This is a genomic window from Ningiella algicola (assembly GCF_028401415.2).
Classification (GTDB): domain Bacteria; phylum Pseudomonadota; class Gammaproteobacteria; order Enterobacterales; family Alteromonadaceae; genus Glaciecola.
On the sequence record NZ_CP171821.2, the window covers coordinates 1,933,199 to 1,951,858 of the forward strand.

Consider the following 18,660-nt stretch of genomic DNA (forward strand, 5'->3'; position numbering starts at 1 on the left):
CGATATCAAGTGTACATTCATTTACAACGGCCCATGATTTTGAAACCTAACATGATACTCAAACAAAACATTCCTTATGCGGCGCTTATTTATTCCGCTTTGGATTTGTGCGACATCATGCTTAGACATTGCTCAATTGTTTATCCCTTTGCCGTGATTTCCATCGACAACGACGTTCAATCCATATTTTCTAGCGACTCAAATCAGTATGCGCATACCGGGATGATTGAAGAGCTTGAAAAACGCCTGTGCGAACATCGCCTGGTGGCCGAAAGCGCAGTGTCAGTTTTGGTATATGTTGCGACTGTCTCAGACGAAGACAAAGCTGATGATTTTAGCGATGCTATTGTGTTTAATATTACAGATAACAACGGTAACAATACTATCACGCTCTACCCTTATACTAGCGAGCGTGACAAAATAAAGCTTGGTTCGCCATTCACCTGCAACTTCTCTGACTAAAAATACTACTTAACACGCCCTAAATACTTGTTCTGTATAAATGGCTTGCTATGCTTTGTGCATTATCACCTTCACGTTTTAATCCTTAAGGAAACATCATGTCTAAAGTACTCATTATTGGTGCGGGCGGCGTAGCCTCAGTGACAATTAAAAAATGCGCGCGCCTCCCTGAATTTTTTGATGAGATTTACCTTGCCAGTCGCACCCTGTCTAAATGCGAAGCCCTGCAGAACGAAGTAGGCGCTGACCGCGTGCGAGCCGTTTTTGCCGTGGATGCTGATGACGCAGACGCAGTGGAAGCGCTAATCATACAGGTACAGCCAGATTTGGTGGTTAACCTTGCGCTACCCTACCAAGATTTGCCTATTATGGATGCGTGTTTAGCCACAAAAACCGATTATTTAGACACTGCAAACTACGAGCCGAAAGACGAGGCCAAATTTGAGTACTCGTGGCAGTGGGCGTATCAAGAAAAGTTCAAACAAGCTGGCATCATGGCGCTGCTGGGCAGTGGGTTTGATCCCGGAGTGACCAACGTTTATACCGCTTACGCGGCTAAGCATTATTTTGATGAGATCCATTATCTTGATATTGTTGACTGCAATGGCGGCGATCACGGTCAAGCGTTTGCAACCAATTTTAACCCCGAAATTAACATCCGAGAAATTACGCAGCGCGGACGGTTTTTTGAAAACGGTGAATGGAAAGAAACCGACCCGCTTAGCGTACGCGAAGATTTAGACTATCAGAATATTGGCGTGCGAGCGTCTTATTTAATGTTTCATGAAGAGCTGGAGTCTTTGGTCAAGCACTTTCCGACGCTTAAACGTGCGCGCTTTTGGATGACCTTCGGCGATGCCTATTTAACGCACCTAAAAGTGCTTGAAGGTATTGGCATGACCAGCATTGAAGCAATAGATTTTCAAGGTCAGAAAATTGTGCCCTTGGAATTTTTAAAAGCCATATTGCCTAATCCAGGCTCCCTTGCTGACGGATACACCGGTATGACCTGCATCGGCACATACATTACCGGGGTGAAAGACGGCAAAGAAAAGACTATTTTCATTTACAACAATTGCGAGCATGCCAAGTGCTTTGAAGAAGTGGGCGCGCAAGCGGTGTCTTATACAACCGGCGTGCCAGCCATGATTGGCGCTAAGCTGATGCTAGATAAAACATGGCACAAAGCCGGCGTGTGGAACATGGAGCAATTTGACCCCGACCCTTTCATGGAGATGCTTAATCAGCATGGCCTACCTTGGCACGTTATTGAGTGCGACAGCAGTCCGTTCACACGATAGTGCAGCACTTTGATGTGTTAACGCGATAGGAAGTATACGCAAATATGGAAAAATCAAAGATGCTTTCAAAGGATATTCCGTCACCATGTTATGTGTGCGACGAGGCGAAACTTGAGGCTAATTTAAAACTGATGGCAGAGATTCAAGCGCGCGCTGAGGTTGAAATTATACTTGCGCTGAAAGGCTTTTCGATGTGGTCTACATTTCCACTGATAAAGCAGTATTTAAAAGGCGCAACATCAAGTGGAGTGTGGGAAGCGAGACTGGCAAGAGAAGAATTAGGGGGTGATGTACATGTATTCTCACCTGCTTACAAGCAGCAAGATATTGATCAATTGTTACCGTTAGTTGACCATATTTCGTTTAACAGCCTCTCGCAATGGCTAGCTTTTAAGCAGCAAGTACTTGCTGCTGGCGTGTCGCCAGGCTTGAGAATAAACCCTGAAAACCAAGAGGCCGATACGCCCTTATATGACCCATGTGCCCCGGGTTCTCGATTAGGCATACTGGCAAAGGATATTGATGGCGCTGATCTTTCTGGTATTGAGGGCTTTCATTGTCATAATCTTTGTGAATGCGATTCATACGCAGCACAACGTACTTTAAACGCTATAGATGAAAAGTTTGGGAAGTACCTAAATACCCTCAAATGGTTAAACATTGGTGGTGGACACCTTATGACCAGCGATAGTTACGATGTAGAGCATCTCATAAGCGTACTTAGGGCATTTAAAAACAAATATCCGAACCTACATATTATTCTTGAGCCGGGCTCCGCTGTGGCCTGGCAATGTGGCGATTTAGTATGCGAGGTTGTGGATATTGTTGAAAATGACGAACAAATTGCCATTTTAGACATAAGTGCAACGGCGCATATGCCCGATGTATTAGAAATGCCGTACCGCCCCAAAGTGTTGGGTGCAGGTGAGGATGGTGAAAAGCCATTCGTTTACCGGTTTGGCGGTAACTCTTGTCTCGCCGGAGACGTAATTGAGCGTTATAGTTTTGATACGCCTCTTAAGCCGGGTGCTCGTATTGTTTTTGAAGATATGTTGCATTATACGATGGTGAAAACGACGTTTTTTAATGGTGTCCAGCACCCCGCTATCGGCATATATAGAAAAAGTGGTAAGTTTGAACTTGTAAAAAAGTTTGACTATACAGACTTTAAATCGCGTCTTTCCTAAATAATCGAAACTCAAATTTTAACAATTCACCTTTTATTCCCCTACAAAAGTGTTGGTTTTTTTTACAATTTTGTAAATTATCAAATACAAATATTTATTTTAGCTTTAAAATTCAATGATTTAAATTTTGGTACACCTTATGCAAACACGAGTCGAGATCGATAGAGCAAAGACACTATAAAAGGACAATAGTTATGAAAAAATCGATAATAGCAGTAGGACTTGCACTCGCATTCTCTGGCTCTGCAATGGCAAACATTGTTATGTCAGGCAATTTTGTGCAAACACAAATTAGTGAAGATGGCACGCTTGGAGATGGTGGTGCTGACCCTGGTTTAGTTTATGACAGCACTGGATCAGGAACATTCGACCCGAATTTTGACTATGTAGCACCCGGGATTCCATTCGAAGCGTTCGGCATAAGATATGACGGGTCTGGCTTGCTAGAAAATTCTAATAGTCAATCAAACGGAAGCGTAGGGGGAGGTGACGACTTTTCATTTACGTCACTCACAGACGTGTCTGCCACTTCTTCGTTCGATAACCACGTCGAATGGGCTGGAACAAATGGCGTGTTAGACATCACCCATGATTTCTTCTTTAATGATGACGACGAGCGCGTAAGTATCGTGACTCAAATCACCGCCTTATCTGATGTTACAGGCCTTCTGTTCTCTCGAGCAGTTGACCCGGACCCAGACTCGCGCTCAAGTGGCACCGCAGTTACGAATAATCAAAGAGGTATTGACGTAAATACTGATGGCGATTTGTTAGATCCCGAAGACATTTCAGTCAATCAATTCGTTGGTTCTTTGGGGTCAGTTAGTGGGGCACCACTTGGATTGTTTGCACAAACTGATTTCATTCAAAACACCGGATTATCTGGCGCGTGTTGCTCGACCATCGATCCGAGTTTTTACTTGGGTGGCGGCAGCCTTGGCGATTCATCTACGGGTGATCATGGTATAGGTATCGCGTTCGAGTTGGGAGACTTATTAGCGGGTGATTCAATTAGTGTCGCATATGCCTATGTTATGGGCCTAAGCCTTGACACCATTGACATCGGTGATGATCCCGATCCAGTATCAGCGCCTGGCGCTTTCGCACTTATGATGCTAAGCCTTGGTGCTATATTTGGACGTCGCAAGTTCAGAAAGTAAATACAATTTGGGGCGTCTCTATTTTTAGGCGCACTTAAGTTTCAAAAACCTCGTTTTGGCGGGGTTTTTTGTTTTTTAGTGGTAGTAGTACATTGCGTAAATGCGATTTAAAGAAGATTGCTTTGCTGCGGCACAGGAAAATCCGGTAAATTCGGAATTTGATGCTCCGATGCATTCTGCAAAGCTTTGTGAAATTGTAAAGCGAACTCAGGGCAATAGTAATTGTTGGGGCAGTGAATGGTGAAGTAGGTTTCAACCTCATGGGCTAAATACTGCGCAACCATTTTCGCCCACTGCTGAATAAACAAAACATTGTCGGGACATGCCGGATGCATGACTAAACGCACAAATGCCAAGCCATTAACGACTTTTGGCTGCACTGGTACCTTTGGTTTTTCATGCTTAGCCTGCACAACATCGGAATGGCTCTGATCACCTCGATACAGGGGGCGACTATCGAGGACAACTCGATGACTGCTAAACTCCTTCAAAATAGGATTCAACGCCATTCCAGTATTGCTAATTTCATCAAAAAAAGCAGGATGTCGCACCTCAATAACATGCTCGAATTCAGACGGAATGCGCGTCAACACGTTTCGAATAAAATCAACATTGCTCGGCCCTACTCTTGCGGGAAATACCAAAAGCAGTGGCCCTAAATACTCATTCAAAGGCGAAATGCGATTGAGAAAGTGACTTAGCTCATCCCAGCTTGGTGTATGGGTATGCGTAATGGATTGAGGCAGTTTAAAGCAAATTTTAAAGTCTTTACCCATTAACTGCTCCTGCCAAAAGGAGACTTTTTCAACACTTGGCGTTTGGTAAAACGTGGTATTCCCTTCCACGGTATTAAATACGCTTGCATAACTGGCTAACGCAGACGGGGAATCGGTGAAGTATTTGTTTTTCCAGCCGCTGAATGCCCATGCAGGGAGGCCGAGGCGATATCTTAGTTCGATGTTATGCTTACTATGATATTCGTTCATTCAACATATCTTTGTTTCTTAGCAGTTTAATTTAGCTAATTTACTCAAGACTACCTTTAAATTCTCGAGTTCGCCAACCTGGCGAAGACCATAAAAAGCCCCGCTTTCGCGAGGCTTTTAAGTCGGACATGCACGCTTATTAAAGTGCGTAGTTTAAACCTAAGAATAAGAAGCGTCCTCTTGGACCAGCCGGTCTCGAAAGCGTTGCTAAGTAGGGAGCTTCATCAAAAGCATTATTGATACCGCCATAGATTTCAAGCTCTTCGCTATATGTGTATGAAGCGGAGAAATCGTGAACAAAAGCTGAACCAGTGTTAGTAATATTGACAAAATCTGGATTGTTTTGAATATTAAAGTTCTCTATACCTGGCAAACGTTGATCAGACTCATATCTTCCTCTCCAGCCAATGGTGAAGTCTTCCATTATATAGTCTGCACTAAAGTTTACGATCCATTCTGGGAGCGTGAACTCGCCTAATACATCAGTTACTTCGTCTGGTGCGGATATATCTCTGGTTTCATCATTTTTTAGAAAATTGGTACCATTCATAGTTAGCGCTAAACGGCCCGATTCAGTTAAGTTAAAGCCATAATCAACTCTAAAATCGATTCCGCTTGTCTCAACAGCAGCTAAATTTATGAAGCCTGAACGAAAGTCGGTGATAAAGCCATTAGTTGCATCTCGGTCCACCGCTTCACAAAACTGATTATCTATTGTTGGAGCATCTACGCAATTTTGCGCAATTTGCGAGCCTGTTAAGCTATCGATTAGGCTATCAATTTGAATATCGTAGTAGTCTAAGGTCACCACCAAACCATCTAGCATCCCGCCAAAATCTCCAGACGGCGTATAAACTAAGCCTAAAGTAAGTGTTTCAGCCTCTTCAGGGTCTAAGTTAGGGTTTCCGCCAACGGTGCCTGAGATACGAGCTGACACGAAATTGGTCGATTCATAGGTTCCATCCGATACGGTACTACCAATAAGCGCGACACAGTTAGCTTGTCTAAATTCAGAGCCGGCACCAATTTCGCTTTGATTACATGGATCATCGCTTGCTCCCAAGGTGGCTGGAAATGTTGGCGAGAATGCTTCTCCGATGTTCGGTACGCGGACAGCTTCAGATATAGTTCCTCGTAGCGTTAGAGAACTTGTTGGCTCCCATACCAAACCAACGGTCCAAGCATCAGTACTGCCATATGGATCGTAGTCAGAATATCGGTAAGCAGTCCTAAGCTCGATACGCTCAGCAAAAACGGTATTTTCGACAATTGGGATATTCGCTTCTATAAAGTATTCTGATACATCGAAGGTTCCAAAAGATGCATTTAGCGGACCCGCGTCGGAGTCCTGAGTTGAGAAAGTAAATCCTGACGCTTGAAAATTTCCTGGCGTAAATTCACTCGTTTCGCGTCGCCATTCATACCCGAGTGCAAAACCAATGGGGCCTGCAGGTAGGCTAAACAAGTCTTCACTCGTGCCAGAGAGTATAGCGAGGATGTTTTCTTGCTTGATATCATTTTGATCAGTATCAGGTCTGAAAATAAACTCAGCGCCCTCTGCACTTATGCTGTCTTTCCCGAAAATGCTGATGGGAGAACACTGACCATCACCCGCTTGAAAGGTATTAAAGCCAAAGTTAGCATTTGCAGCAGGAAATGGAGACGTTGGAGGCAAAGTATCAGGGTCGATATCTGACCGACAAACAATGTTTCCGGTTGCGGGGTCAATCACTGCATCAATGGCCGAGAAATATCGGTCTTCGAGACGCTGTCGTGTTGTTCGATCTGAATCGGTTCGACCGTAGTTATAGGAGAGTTCGTACTCCAACTCAGTTTCTGGGATAAAACCTTCTATTCCCGCTACGATACGATAGGTTTTACGATCAGCGATAGGGTTAGACTGCGCGCTCACATCTAATGCATCACGCGATACCGCAATACTCACAGGCACACCCTCCCCTTGAAGCGTGCTAATTTGTGCGCGAAGCTCATCTGGAATAAATGGGTTATCTAAAGAGATAGGAATATCGTCGTTAAACCCATTAACCTGATTGGTTTCTATAGTTTCACTTACTACAAATTTGGCATCGACGAAAAAGGTTAGGTATTCGGCTAAGTCGTAGCTACTAATTGCTTGAAATAGCGTACGTTTCGTTTCTGGCAAAATAAGCTCATTATCAGGATCGGCGGGCACTCCGTCACCACCGCTAGCGTTGAAAGTATTAGAAAAAATGTCTCCGGGGTTATAAGCCCTCAAATTGCCAGCACCATCAACAATCTGACATGATGGAATTTGCGCGCTACCTAAAAAGGCACAACCCGCCAAACCACCTGACGAATCAACATCCACAAAAGCGCTGCCACTTAGCGAAATAATACCGCGGTCGCTTGATACAGGAAGGCGATAATCTGTTACATATGCATTCTCAAATCGCGGGTCTATTCCCAATGCGGCAATAACTTCGGGGTTGGTGGGCAACCGTGAGGCTAAACCGGAACCTGCAAAATCGCGATCCCTTGCGAATACCGCACTAGTCTGTTGATGCTCAATTGCAAACACTAAATCCCCTTTACCATCTGCACTAGCAAAGCCGTTCGCAATTGACAAAAAGAACTCATTTGCATCACCTCGGTCAGTCACACCGGTTTGCGTTCGCACTTCTAAACCTTCGAACGAATCGCCATCACGCAAGTTGAAGTTAACAACACCAGTCACGGCGTCAGCACCATATACCGCCGAAGCACCACCGGTAAGGATTTCAACATTGCGAAGGAGCGCTGTAGACATTGTATTGATGTCGACAGAACCAGAGCCCTCAATTCCAGATACATGACGCCGTCCATTTTCCAACACCAACGTTCTTTCTTCACCTAAGTTTCTTAAGTTTAATTGACTTGCCCCTAGCGCTCCTGCGTCACCATTAAAGGCGGAAAATGACCCTGGTAATGATGCCTGCAGTTGAGGTGACTCACGCAGTAAGGCACCTAAATCAATTTGACCTGAGGTCTTAATAGAATCTGCGCCAATTGAAATAACTGGACTAGCGGCATCTAGTGTATAGTCTTGGGCGACACGCGAGCCTGTCACAAGAATTTTCTCGACTAACTCGTCGTCTTGTCCAGCAGGCTCTTCTTGCGCAATTGCAACATTCGCGTTTAGCGCGTACAACATTGCCAGGCTAAGACCTGACAACGCGAATTTAGGTTTGAGTGATTTCATAAGTGTTCCTAGGTGTGTAATTATTTATAATTTTTAGATTTTGTTAGTAGAAGGTGCAAAAAATGTTCCCTCAATTGCAAAACTAATGTTCGTCTACAGCCTTATGTTTTTATTATAGTTTTACGGTATTTAAGGACTTATGTAGTTCACGTATTTTATAGTTGATGCTTTTAATTGCACCATTCGCTATCCCGTTGCACATTAATGGTGCGCGTAGTTTTTAAAAAATGCAAGTGTGAGCGTTGAGCTAAAATATTTAGGCATAAAAAAACCCGACACTTTTGCAGTCGGGTTTTTTATGATTTAAAGCAGTCTAGTCTGTAAACTTCCAATTGCTCGAAAGCCTTCAGTTGCCCTAGAAGGTGTAACGAACACCTACACGCATAGACCAAGTAGACGCATTCAAATCAAGGTCTTGTGAGCGTCTACCATCCCAATTTGTATAAACGTATTGGCCATCTTCAATGGTCGCGTCCAACACAGGGTTGTTGTGCTCAAAGTTAACTTGACGTAAGTTGCCCCAATCAGGATTAAGCATGTTGCCCAAGTTTCTTACTACAAAGAACACTTCGCCTCTGTGGTCTTCCATAAATCCCGGAATCTCTTGAGATACACGAAGATCTACACGTCCCCACCATGAACTGTTTTGAGAGTTTCTTTGCAAGATAGAACCTCGAGCACCCTCTAGACCCTCATCAGCAATAAACTGATTGAATGCCGCCAGGTCGAATCCTTCGCCATAACGAACGATTGGATCGTTCTCCAATGGAATGTAAAGCAAGTTACGATCTTCGAAACTACGCTCATCACCAAAGCCTGGGTCACCATCGAAGTTATAGCTGAACGGTCGACCTTTTTGGCGAGTAAAGAACATATTGACGCGCGTGTCGTAATCTTCAAAGAACTGATGCACATAACCAATGTTTAAGGTAAAGCGATGCTCAACTTCATAGTTACTGGTAGCAATACCCGGTTCATTTAAGTCAATCACCGAAAGGTTACCGTAGTTAGATGACGCGGTAGAGCTGTTCATTGGGCTTCCCTGGTCTGCATTCATGTATGCATAACCTGTGTTAACGTTAAACCCGTTATCCCAGCGTTTGTTCAAGAAAGTTGAAAATACAGTGGTTTCACCATCGTCTTCGGCATTTGTAAGGAAGTAGTCGGTGCCGCGACGTCCACCGCAATCCGAGCTGGTTACATCTGCCTGACAATCAGCGTCTAGTAAATCGACGTCTTTGTATAATGGACGACCATCTGGCGCTGTGCCAACTTGAACAGTGTTAAGCGCAATAGATTTGGCAGCATTGCGTTCGCGAGAGTGAATTACGTCTACGCCCACTAAATAACCGTCACCAAACTCACGCTGAACACCCAAGTTCAAACGCAGTACTGCAGGAATTTCAAAGTCAGGGTCAAGCGCGTTTACAGCACCGTCTCCACCAACAAGGCTATCAACAGATAGCTGTGGGACTTCGTTACCAAAGTTAGGTGTATTTGTTCCGTCTAAGGCAGCCAAAACGGCAGGAGAAGTGTTTTCGTCGAGCTCTAACTGAGATGTTAAAATGGTAACACCATTGTTTGAGTAGTTGTTCGACAACCAAACGTTTGGATTTCCTCCTGAGAACAAACCTAAACCACCGTACATGAAAGTAGATTCGTCGATGTTGTAGTTAAATCCTACGCGTGGTTGCAGCAAGTCAAAGTCAGGTCCGGTTGCGTTGGTAAAGCCATAACGTGTTTGGAAGTTCGCATTCGCTGTCGGATCGCGATCTGCATCCCACATGTCATAGCGCAAACCGTAAGTCAGTGTTAAGTCATCAGTCACTAACCAGCGGTCTTGAACGTAAAGAGTCGTCTGGCGGAATTCAAACTCAGCCGCACCATCATTCGGATCTAGTGATGCCGGAATTGCATACTCAATCTCAAACGCCTGCTGGTTGCGGAAATTTTCGACACCATCAAAGCGGAAAACACCTTGGCTTCCAGGAACAAACAAGTTGAAGACCTCAACCGCTTGATACTCAATACCACCGGTTATCTCGTGATCGCCCGCAAAGTAAGTACCCGCAAACTTAAAGTTAGTTGTATCGTACTCCAATACGTTTGCTTGACGGAATTGGTCAGCACCTAAGTTAATATCAACTCCCGGTACTGCATCTTCAATTCGCAAATCGCCAAAGCTAGGATTGGTAGTTCCTGGCACCTGACCATTGTCAATTTCTACTTTACCGAAACGAAACTCGGTGAAGAAGTCACTTGTCCAGTCAGAATATACAGATAGCGCGATTGACTGTAAGTCATTTGCACGCTCATAGTAGCGGTCATCAAAAGCAAAGGAACTTGCAGACGTGCCAGTGGAACTTGCAGAAGCACTTTCTGTATCTTGATACGTCAATGCAGCACGATGATCATCGTTAATTTGCCAATCAAGCTTAACTAGTAGTTTTTCGTCAATTTCATCAGCTGAATTAGCAATATTGCCCACTTGGTAGCCATAAACATTTTGCGCTATATCACGTATATCTGAAAGTAGTGCTTGTGTAACACCTTCAACCGGCTGCGCAAAACCTGAGCCTTCAGGGCCGCGAGCAAATATTTCAATAGGTTCATTTTTCTCATATGCTGCAAAGATAAATAGTTTATCTTTTATTAGCGGCGCACCAATCGTAAAGCCATAACGACTTTCGTCAAAGTCAGGCACATCAAACTTACCGTCAGAGGTCTCGTCACTTTGCAAAGAATCGTTGGTATAGTCATAAAAGAATGAACCAAAAATATCGTTGGTACCAGAACGGAACACAGCATTGATATTACAGCCAGTAAAGCCACCGTAGGTAACATCAAAAGGTGCTAACTGCACGTCAACTTGGTCGATAGCGTCAAATGGGAAAGGTAAGCCTTCAGTTGGATAACCGTTGTTGTTCAAACCAAAGTTGTCGTTTTGCTGAATACCGTCAACCGTTAGGCTGTTAGTTCGCGGGTTGCCGCCAGCACACTGAATCGCATTCGAATTAGTTGGATCTATCGCAATTCGTGGGTCGGTTTGAATGACGTCTTTGATATCACGGTCAATTGAGGGCTGATATTGCAAATCATCAAAACCAAAGTTAGCGCTTGGACCAAGTGCCTCTGTGATTAAGCCGCTAGCGTTACCAGTGACAGTAATTCTTTCAACGTCGCTCGCTGGAATCAGATCAATTGTAAGGTTAGTGCTCTCACCTAGGTTTGCAAATACACCTTCTATTGTGCGTGAGCCTAACTCGTCTTCAACGATGACGGTGTAAGGACCGCCAAGTCGCAAACCGCGCACTGTAAATGAACCAGTGCTTGATGAGGTGAATTCACGTACCGAGTTGGTACGGTTATCAATTACAGTAATCTTCGCGTCCGTCACCGTTTGACCAGACTCAGTCTGGATAGTACCGCGGATAGTAGAAGATGTTTCCTGTGCCATTGCTGCGGTCGACAAACCTACAGATAAAGCGACTGCAACTGCAATTTTATTCAGCTTAGTCTTTGCAAACATTATTGTTTCCCTATGTGTTTTTTTGAACTATTTTTTATAAATATTTTGAAGTGTATTTTTTGCTTACGCGCGCATTGTCCTCGGCAATTATGACACTTTTATTACAGTTCAAAAACTTAATATTAGTGTCACGAAAATACGCCGAATTGAGGATGAAATTGCACGCTTTCGGCGCATTTTGTTAATTTTATTAACAATTGACAAAATCACGCTTTTGATTGAATGAATTTAGTTCACGTTGTACAGTTGCGCAAACTATTTATGCCCTTCTAATAACATGAAACAGCCTATTGTAATTGCTATCTCCGGTGCCTCTGGCTCAGGCAAATCTTTATTCACGCAAAACCTTGCACTTAAACTCAGTCAAAACGGGCAAACGGTGCTAGTGCTTCAAGAAGACCATTATTATAAGTCGCAGGATCATGTCCCCTTAGAAAAACGTAGCGAAACCAATTACGACCATCCAGACGCATTTGAGCACGACCTACTCTCTCAACATCTACAATCCTTGCGCAGCTTCAAAACTATCGAATACCCATCGTACTGCTATAAAACGCACACTCGATTAAAAGAAGTGGAAAAGGTAGAGGCTGCGCCGGTCATCATCATCGAAGGGATCATGCTACTGACGCAAATTCACTTATTCGATCACTTTGACTTAAAGGTGTTTGTAGATACCGCGTTAGATGTATGCCTAATGCGCAGAATGTTAAGAGACACTCAAGAGCGTGGCAGAAGCATGGAATCGGTGGCAATCCAGTATGAAACCACAGTAAAGCCGATGTACCACAAGTTCATCGAGCCAAGCAAAACCTTCGCTGATCTCATTGTTCCTCATGGCGGCGAAAACTACTTGGCAGTGGATGTGGTTAGTACCTACCTATCAAACAACAAGATGGATTTAACGTAGATGGTCAGTATTTTAGGCGTATTGTTTTTACTTGGCGTTGCCATTCTTATTAGTAAAGCACGAACAAAAATCAATTGGCGCACCGTTGGCGGGGCCTTTGCTCTACAGGTGCTAATTGGCGCATTTATCTTGTATTCTGACGTGGGCATTGGCGTGTTGCTGAGCATCACGGGTTTTGTTGCCAATATTATTGATTACTCGCGTCAAGGGATTGAGTTTGTCTTTGGGCCAATTGGCAATATGTCCTTAGGCTTTATATTTGCCTTCAATGTTCTTCCAGTGATCATATTCTTCTCTTCACTCATTGCTGTTTTGTATCATTTAGGCGTGATGAGCTTTGTTATCCGTATTATCGGCGGTGGCTTGCGTAAGCTATTAAACACAAGTCGCCCAGAATCAATGTCAGCTGCAGCCAATATTTTTGTGGGGCAAACCGAAGCGCCTCTCATTATTAAACCTTTTATTCCTCAAATGACACGCTCTGAGCTGTTTGCAGTCATGGTTGGCGGACTGGCCTCAATCGCCGGCTCAATTATGGCCGGTTATGCTGGTTTAGGGGTTGAGCTTAAATACTTATTAGCCGCCAGCTTTATGGCAGCGCCCGGTGGCTTATTAATGGCAAAGCTTATTGAGCCTGAAACCGAAACACCCAATCAAACCTTGACCGATGTCAAATCAGACACTGACGATTATGCTAATGTGCTCGACGCAGCTGCAAGTGGCGCAGCTGCAGGCATGAAACTCGCAGTTAATGTGGGTGCGATGCTACTTGCTTTTATTGCGCTGATTGCCATGTTAAACGGTATTTTGGGGGCCGCAGGTAGTTATGTAGGGTATGAAGGCTTGACCATTGAATATTTGCTTGGCCTTGTTTTTCAACCCGTTGCATGGCTTATTGGTGTGCCATGGGATGAAGCGCAGCTAGCAGGCAGTTTTATTGGGCAAAAAGTCGTTGTTAATGAGTTTGTCGCTTACTCAAATTTTGTCACGTACATTGACCAGCTATCTCCTCAAACACAAGCGATTGTAACCTTTGCACTTTGCGGGTTTGCAAACTTAAGCTCCATTGCCATTTTAATGGGCGGCATTGGCGCAATTGCCCCAAATAGGCGTCACGATATCGCACGCTTAGGCCTAAAGGCAGTGTTCGCTGCTACTTTAGCCAATTTGATGAGCGCCGCGCTTGCAGGCTTGTTTATTTCACTTGCTTAGCAAAACCAAATAGACGATAGAAAAACATTGATTTGAATACAGAAATTTAGAAAAACGGACATAACATGAAATTAGAAGCGGTTGACTACCAATCCCCTACTGCTGCAAAAGACTTTGTTGAATCACTTCGCCAAACGGGTTTTGGCGTATTAAAAAACCATCCAATCTCAAAAGAGCGTGTAAGCGATATTTATGCGCATTGGGAGGCATTTTTTAATTCCGATGACAAAGAGGCTTTTGTTTATAGTAAAGACACTCAAGATGGCTTCTTTCCGCAATCAGTCTCTGAGGTTGCCAAAGGTTTTAAGAAAAAGGACATTAAGGAGTATTACCACTATTATCCTTGGGGCAAATGCCCAGACAGTCTCAAACAAGAGATTCACGAGTATTATCAAAGCACTTTGGAGTTGGCGCGCGAACTCTTAAACTGGATTGAAGCTGAGTCTCCTGAAGAAGTCAGTCAACACTATCGCGAACCGCTTTCAAACATGGTCAAGGACAGCGAGCAAACTTTGCTGCGTATATTACACTACCCGCCGCTGAAAGGTGACGAGGAACCCGATGCTATCCGCGCGGCTGCCCATGAGGATATCAACTTAATTACCTTACTTCCCGCCGCAAATGAGCCTGGTTTACAAGTCAAAGCGAAAGACGGCTCGTGGTTAGACGTGCCCTGCGATTTTGGTAATTTGATCGTCAACATAGGCGATATGCTTCAAGAGGCCTCTGGACACTACTTCCCATCAACAACGCATAGAGTGATTAACCCTGAGGGAGCCGATACAAGCAGAGCGAGAATATCGCTTCCATTATTCTTGCACCCACGTCCAGCGGTCGTATTGTCAGACAAATATACTGCTGACAGCTACTTAAGAGAACGCTTGAGAGAGCTTGGTGTTGTTTGATACTAGAGCAAAACTAAGAATATTATCACGAGCAAATTGAATAAAATACTTTACACTTGTGACTGCATAGGTAATTATGTCTAATATATTAGACATAATTAGCGCGTTATGACCTTAGAATCACTAGGTAAAGAAATTACCCGCTTGCGAAAAGAGCGAAATGTTTCCCAACAACAAATGTCCACCGATTTGGCTATATCACGCGCTACAATAAGCGCGTTGGAAAATGGTCGCTGTGGCGATATCGGTTATGTAAAACTGTCTCATATTCTTAATTATGTCGGTAAGGAGTTTAGCATCAGAGACAAGTCTCCGTTCATGACTTTTGAGGAACTTCGCGATGCTCGGTAAACTTTGTGTAAACGTTATGGGGTATGACAGTGGTCAACTTTTTGAAGAAAACAACCACACAATTTTTCGCTACAGCGATAATGTAACTTGTGAACACTTTGTATCACTGACAATGCCTGTCCGAAAGCAAGAATATTCGCACAGCAAATTACTGCCAATTTTTGAAATGCATTTGCCCGAAGGGTATTTACTTTCAGTCATTAAAAAGCACTTTGCAAAGATCACTCGAACTGACGATTTAGGGCTCCTACATATTCTCAGCACCAGTGTAGACGGGCGAATCAGCTATTCAGGAAATATTCAAGAAAGTGAGCCTGAACTATCTAAAAAGCATGCTCAACTAGCGTTCGATGAGTGCGTTGAGGCCTTTGAGAAGGGTTTATAGTTAATTGATGAGAAACTAATTCAAACTGGCAGCGAACGAGAACACGCCCTATTAAGGCACATTGCTCACATTATCAAATACGCGCTAAATTAGTCTACATATCAGCTCGTGTAAGCACCTTTAAGACTTCTAGAATACACATTCATTAGCCTACCTTCGCTTTTTTTTAAACCCAAAAAAGCCATGCTCAACAATTTGCTCAGCAACCAGCTGAGGAACGTCTTTTTCCCACTTGCCTCTGCCAGCCTTTAATTGTTTTAAAACTTCTCTTGAATATATTTTAAATAGTGACTTGTTAGAGGTGTCGATGCCTGTCAAGAAGTCGTTTTCAAGTAAATGACGATACAAGAACCTCAGGTGTTCCTGCACTTTCATGTGAGAGAAGTCTCTAAGCTCACCCTCAGCATTCAGTTCAGGGTAAATGAACAAGCGCGTATTATCTGGGAAGAGTTTACCGAAGCCTTCAAGAATCCCGCCTTCTACACCGCGATATGAGTCTTCATCAAAAATTTGCTTAAGATTGATCATACCCACCACAATGCCAATTTCCATTTTAGTGTATTGGCGGAAATATTCACGCAGCTTAAAATAGCGTGTGTAGTCCGAAATCATGACGTTGTAGCCAAGCGCATTGAGCAGCTGAACGCGCTGAACCAAATCTTCTTCAGGCGCATGAATATCGTTACCTTTTGCGTCGTTGAGAGATATCTCTGCAATAACCACCGTGTTTTTTTCATCAACACCTTGTTGTTCAAAAAACGCTTTCTTGCCCTGCTCAATCATATCCAAGTTTAGATTAGTAACCGGCCTAAAGGAGCCGCGAATTGTCAGCACATTCTTTTTGTAAAGCATGTCGGCGGGCACACAAATGCTGCCGTCTGGCCTAAACATAATCGCCCGTGTTTTCCAGCTGCGAATCAAGTGCAAATTGATAGCGCGATTGTCGATATCTTCAAAATAGGGACCGATAAACTCAATTGAGTCTATTTCAATCCTTCCAGGTTTGATGCTATCGGTTAAGGAATCGATAATCATCTTGGGGTTTTCGAAATAATAGTAGGCGGCGTAAATTAAGTTCACGCCCAGTACGCCCAAGGCTTGCTGTTGCGCTTCTGCGTTGTCATCGTGCATTCGCACGTGTACTTTAATATTTGACGGTTCTGCGCCTGGGTACATCTGGATGCGAATACCGCACCACGCATGGCACTCGTTTTGGCGTCCAAAACTCTTAGCGGCTACCGTTGCGGCATAGGCAAAGTAACGCGAAGAGCGCGAACGTACTTCACTAACCCGTTCCACCACCAAGTCGAGCTCTTGTTGCATCATCGCTTTTACGCGCGATTTACTAACGTAGCGACCGTCATTTTGAACACCATAAATGGCGTCTGAAAACTTCATGTCATATGCCGACATAGTTTTCGCAATGGTACCGGCGGCAGCGCCCGCCAAGAAAAACTGGCGCGCAACCTCTTGCCCTGCACCTATCTCAACGATAGTGCCATACTTTTTTTCGTCCAAGTTAACTCGAAGTGCTTTTTGTGAAGTCGAGCGTGAGCTCACATTTTTGTGTTCCATAAAATTTCCAGAGTGTTAAGCAACTTGTGGCTCTTGAAAACGATTGTAAGAGCATTTTGGTAAGTGATGAGTAATATATCGACTAAGCGCTGGAAAAGTCTAGAGTCTTTTGATTTTGATTTTTACCCTAGCCTTAGCAGGTGGGATGCGCCATGACAAAATCTCCAAAGCCAAGGACGGCTTTGGCGAAGCGGTCATGGATGACGCATAACGGTTTTGTCATGGCGCATCCCACCTGCTAAGGCTAGGGTAAAAATCAAGATGGAAGCTACTGCCGAGTTTGCAAATTCGCCAGCATAGACAATTTCTCACCATAGCGTTGCGACATTTGCGTTTTGCCCGCCTTGCGTTTTGCTACGGTCAAATAACGAGTAGTTTGGTCAATATTCCCCTGATTAAGGTAAACTTGCGCAAGGCCCGAATAAAACTGATGCACTTCGTCATCAAGACTGATAGCGCGTTTAAAATGAGCGATACTGTCTTCGTAGTTTTGTTCATCAAGTGCCACTTCGGCCAGCATCATGTGGTAATAAGGATTGCTTCGTCTCTCCTTCTCAAGCCTGGCATATATATCATTCGCTTGTTCTACACGCTCCGTCGCCTCGTATAAGGCTGCGAGATTTTCCCATGCAGTAAGGTAATCTTCATCTAACTCCAATGCAGCTTTATATGCCATTTCAGCATGACCATACTCTTGAACTTGGCGATACACAAAACCAAGATTGAGTAAGGCACCCTCATAGCCAGCATCTATCGAAAGCGCTGCGCGCAAATACGCGTAGGCTTTAGATAGCTCTCCATCAAGAATCAGCTCCGCCCCAATGTTGTTATAATACATTGCTACAATGCGTTCTTTGCTCACGTTTCTTGTTCTGAAGTTATTGCGACCGTCTTGTGGATCAAAATCAACGACATAATCGCGACGGAACAAGGTGATACCCGCCTGCTGATAATCAGCAGGAAACATGCGAATATTAATATGGCCGTTAAGCAAGGAATAGCCCTCACGCCGAGTCCAAAATTCCGGAATATCAACTTGCTGAAACCGAGTGTTTAGTCCTGCATGTCGCGCCATCGCGTAGGTCATTATCGTTAACGACAAGCAGTTTGCCGCGCGATTTTCGAAGGTTTCGCTCGCTGGGGTGTTGGCGTCAGCGCGATAGAGTAAATCGAAGGACGAAATATCAAGAATGCGCTGCATCAGCGTGAACATGCGTTGCTCTTGAGTATCGTGAATATCAAAAGATGCATCAACGAATGTCTTAGCCTCGTCGCTCAAGGCAAAAATCGATTCAGGTGTTTCTATATCGTAGTGTTTTGACGCTGGGAAAGCCTCATCTTTAAATAAGTATTCAGCGTCTTTGACATTTTGTTCGAATGTAATGTCATGCGTGCTGTAACAAGCAGAGACGAAACTCACAATGAGCACTAGAAAAGACATTCGGCTCAACAAGATTAGCTTTGCGGACATATTCGC

General features: G+C 44.0%; 14 protein-coding genes. 9 read left to right on the forward strand and 5 right to left on the reverse strand.

The features are described 5' to 3' along the window. The first annotated feature begins 51 nt into the window (after nt 1-51). The 4 genes from PN836_RS08475 (at nt 52) to PN836_RS08490 (ending at nt 4,110) form a co-directional block, all read left to right on the forward strand. Entirely contained in the window at nt 52-462 is a 411-nt protein-coding gene (locus tag PN836_RS08475; protein WP_395344808.1) for a hypothetical protein, read from the forward strand. A gap of 98 nt (nt 463-560) precedes the next feature. Next, nucleotides 561-1,763, forward strand: a complete 1,203-nt coding sequence (locus tag PN836_RS08480; RefSeq protein WP_395344809.1) for a saccharopine dehydrogenase family protein — start codon at nt 561-563, stop codon at nt 1,761-1,763. A gap of 44 nt (nt 1,764-1,807) precedes the next feature. Further along, entirely contained in the window at nt 1,808-2,950 is a 1,143-nt protein-coding gene (nspC, locus tag PN836_RS08485) for a carboxynorspermidine decarboxylase (protein WP_395344810.1), read from the forward strand. Nucleotides 2,951-3,144: 194 nt separating this feature from the next. Next, entirely contained in the window at nt 3,145-4,110 is a 966-nt protein-coding gene (locus PN836_RS08490; RefSeq protein WP_395344811.1) for a hypothetical protein, read from the forward strand. 107 nt (nt 4,111-4,217) lie between these two features. Here PN836_RS08490 and PN836_RS08495 read toward each other — a convergent pair whose 3' ends face one another. The 3 genes from PN836_RS08495 to PN836_RS08505 form a co-directional block, all read right to left on the reverse strand. Then, nucleotides 4,218-5,096 carry a DUF72 domain-containing protein gene (locus PN836_RS08495; RefSeq protein ID WP_395344812.1) on the reverse strand — a complete coding sequence of 293 codons (879 nt, stop codon included), beginning with the start codon at nt 5,094-5,096 and terminating at the stop codon, nt 4,218-4,220. Between the two features lie 139 nt (nt 5,097-5,235). After that, complete coding sequence (locus PN836_RS08500) at nt 5,236-8,316, reverse strand: TonB-dependent receptor domain-containing protein (RefSeq protein ID WP_395344813.1); 3,081 nt, start codon at nt 8,314-8,316, stop codon at nt 5,236-5,238. Between the two features lie 355 nt (nt 8,317-8,671). Next, nucleotides 8,672-11,845 carry a TonB-dependent receptor gene (locus PN836_RS08505; RefSeq protein ID WP_395344814.1) on the reverse strand — a complete coding sequence of 1,058 codons (3,174 nt, stop codon included), beginning with the start codon at nt 11,843-11,845 and terminating at the stop codon, nt 8,672-8,674. Between the two features lie 277 nt (nt 11,846-12,122). Between PN836_RS08505 and udk the strand changes: the two genes are divergently transcribed. From udk to PN836_RS08530, 5 genes are all read left to right on the forward strand, one after another. After that, the gene (gene udk / locus PN836_RS08510; protein WP_395344815.1) at nt 12,123-12,755 is read left to right on the forward strand and encodes a uridine kinase; all 633 of its coding nucleotides are present in this window, start codon (nt 12,123-12,125) and stop codon (nt 12,753-12,755) included. Continuing rightward, nucleotides 12,756-13,967: a NupC/NupG family nucleoside CNT transporter gene (locus tag PN836_RS08515; RefSeq protein ID WP_395344816.1), complete on the forward strand. Its 1,212-nt coding sequence runs from the start codon at nt 12,756-12,758 to the stop codon at nt 13,965-13,967. It begins immediately after the preceding gene. 65 nt (nt 13,968-14,032) lie between these two features. Then, nucleotides 14,033-14,872, forward strand: a complete 840-nt coding sequence (locus PN836_RS08520) for a 2OG-Fe(II) oxygenase family protein (RefSeq protein ID WP_395344817.1) — start codon at nt 14,033-14,035, stop codon at nt 14,870-14,872. 108 nt (nt 14,873-14,980) lie between these two features. Beyond that, the gene (locus PN836_RS08525) at nt 14,981-15,223 is read left to right on the forward strand and encodes a helix-turn-helix domain-containing protein (protein ID WP_395344818.1); all 243 of its coding nucleotides are present in this window, start codon (nt 14,981-14,983) and stop codon (nt 15,221-15,223) included. Beyond that, nucleotides 15,213-15,608, forward strand: a complete 396-nt coding sequence (locus PN836_RS08530) for a HipA N-terminal domain-containing protein (RefSeq protein WP_395344819.1) — start codon at nt 15,213-15,215, stop codon at nt 15,606-15,608. Before PN836_RS08525 ends, PN836_RS08530 begins: the two co-directional genes overlap by 11 nt. 150 nt (nt 15,609-15,758) lie before the next feature. Here PN836_RS08530 and PN836_RS08535 read toward each other — a convergent pair whose 3' ends face one another. Continuing rightward, nucleotides 15,759-17,183: a TonB-dependent receptor gene (locus PN836_RS08535; protein ID WP_395344820.1), complete on the reverse strand. Its 1,425-nt coding sequence runs from the start codon at nt 17,181-17,183 to the stop codon at nt 15,759-15,761. 268 nt (nt 17,184-17,451) lie between these two features. Then, nucleotides 17,452-18,654 carry a tetratricopeptide repeat protein gene (locus PN836_RS08540; protein WP_395344821.1) on the reverse strand — a complete coding sequence of 401 codons (1,203 nt, stop codon included), beginning with the start codon at nt 18,652-18,654 and terminating at the stop codon, nt 17,452-17,454. Nucleotides 18,655-18,660 lie beyond the last annotated feature (6 nt).

Coding starts and splice junctions, on each gene's coding strand:
- PN836_RS08515 (WP_395344816.1), top strand. CDS start 12,756: ATGGTCAGTATTTTAGGCGTATTGTTTTTACTTGGCGTTGCCATTCTT.
- nspC (WP_395344810.1), top strand. CDS start 1,808: ATGGAAAAATCAAAGATGCTTTCAAAGGATATTCCGTCACCATGTTAT.
- PN836_RS08520 (WP_395344817.1), top strand. CDS start 14,033: ATGAAATTAGAAGCGGTTGACTACCAATCCCCTACTGCTGCAAAAGAC.
- PN836_RS08525 (WP_395344818.1), top strand. CDS start 14,981: ATGACCTTAGAATCACTAGGTAAAGAAATTACCCGCTTGCGAAAAGAG.
- PN836_RS08540 (WP_395344821.1), bottom strand. CDS start 18,654: ATGTCCGCAAAGCTAATCTTGTTGAGCCGAATGTCTTTTCTAGTGCTC.
- PN836_RS08535 (WP_395344820.1), bottom strand. CDS start 17,183: ATGGAACACAAAAATGTGAGCTCACGCTCGACTTCACAAAAAGCACTT.
- PN836_RS08505 (WP_395344814.1), bottom strand. CDS start 11,845: ATGTTTGCAAAGACTAAGCTGAATAAAATTGCAGTTGCAGTCGCTTTA.
- PN836_RS08495 (WP_395344812.1), bottom strand. CDS start 5,096: ATGAACGAATATCATAGTAAGCATAACATCGAACTAAGATATCGCCTC.
- PN836_RS08530 (WP_395344819.1), top strand. CDS start 15,213: ATGCTCGGTAAACTTTGTGTAAACGTTATGGGGTATGACAGTGGTCAA.
- PN836_RS08500 (WP_395344813.1), bottom strand. CDS start 8,316: ATGAAATCACTCAAACCTAAATTCGCGTTGTCAGGTCTTAGCCTGGCA.
- PN836_RS08475 (WP_395344808.1), top strand. CDS start 52: ATGATACTCAAACAAAACATTCCTTATGCGGCGCTTATTTATTCCGCT.
- PN836_RS08490 (WP_395344811.1), top strand. CDS start 3,145: ATGAAAAAATCGATAATAGCAGTAGGACTTGCACTCGCATTCTCTGGC.
- udk (WP_395344815.1), top strand. CDS start 12,123: ATGAAACAGCCTATTGTAATTGCTATCTCCGGTGCCTCTGGCTCAGGC.
- PN836_RS08480 (WP_395344809.1), top strand. CDS start 561: ATGTCTAAAGTACTCATTATTGGTGCGGGCGGCGTAGCCTCAGTGACA.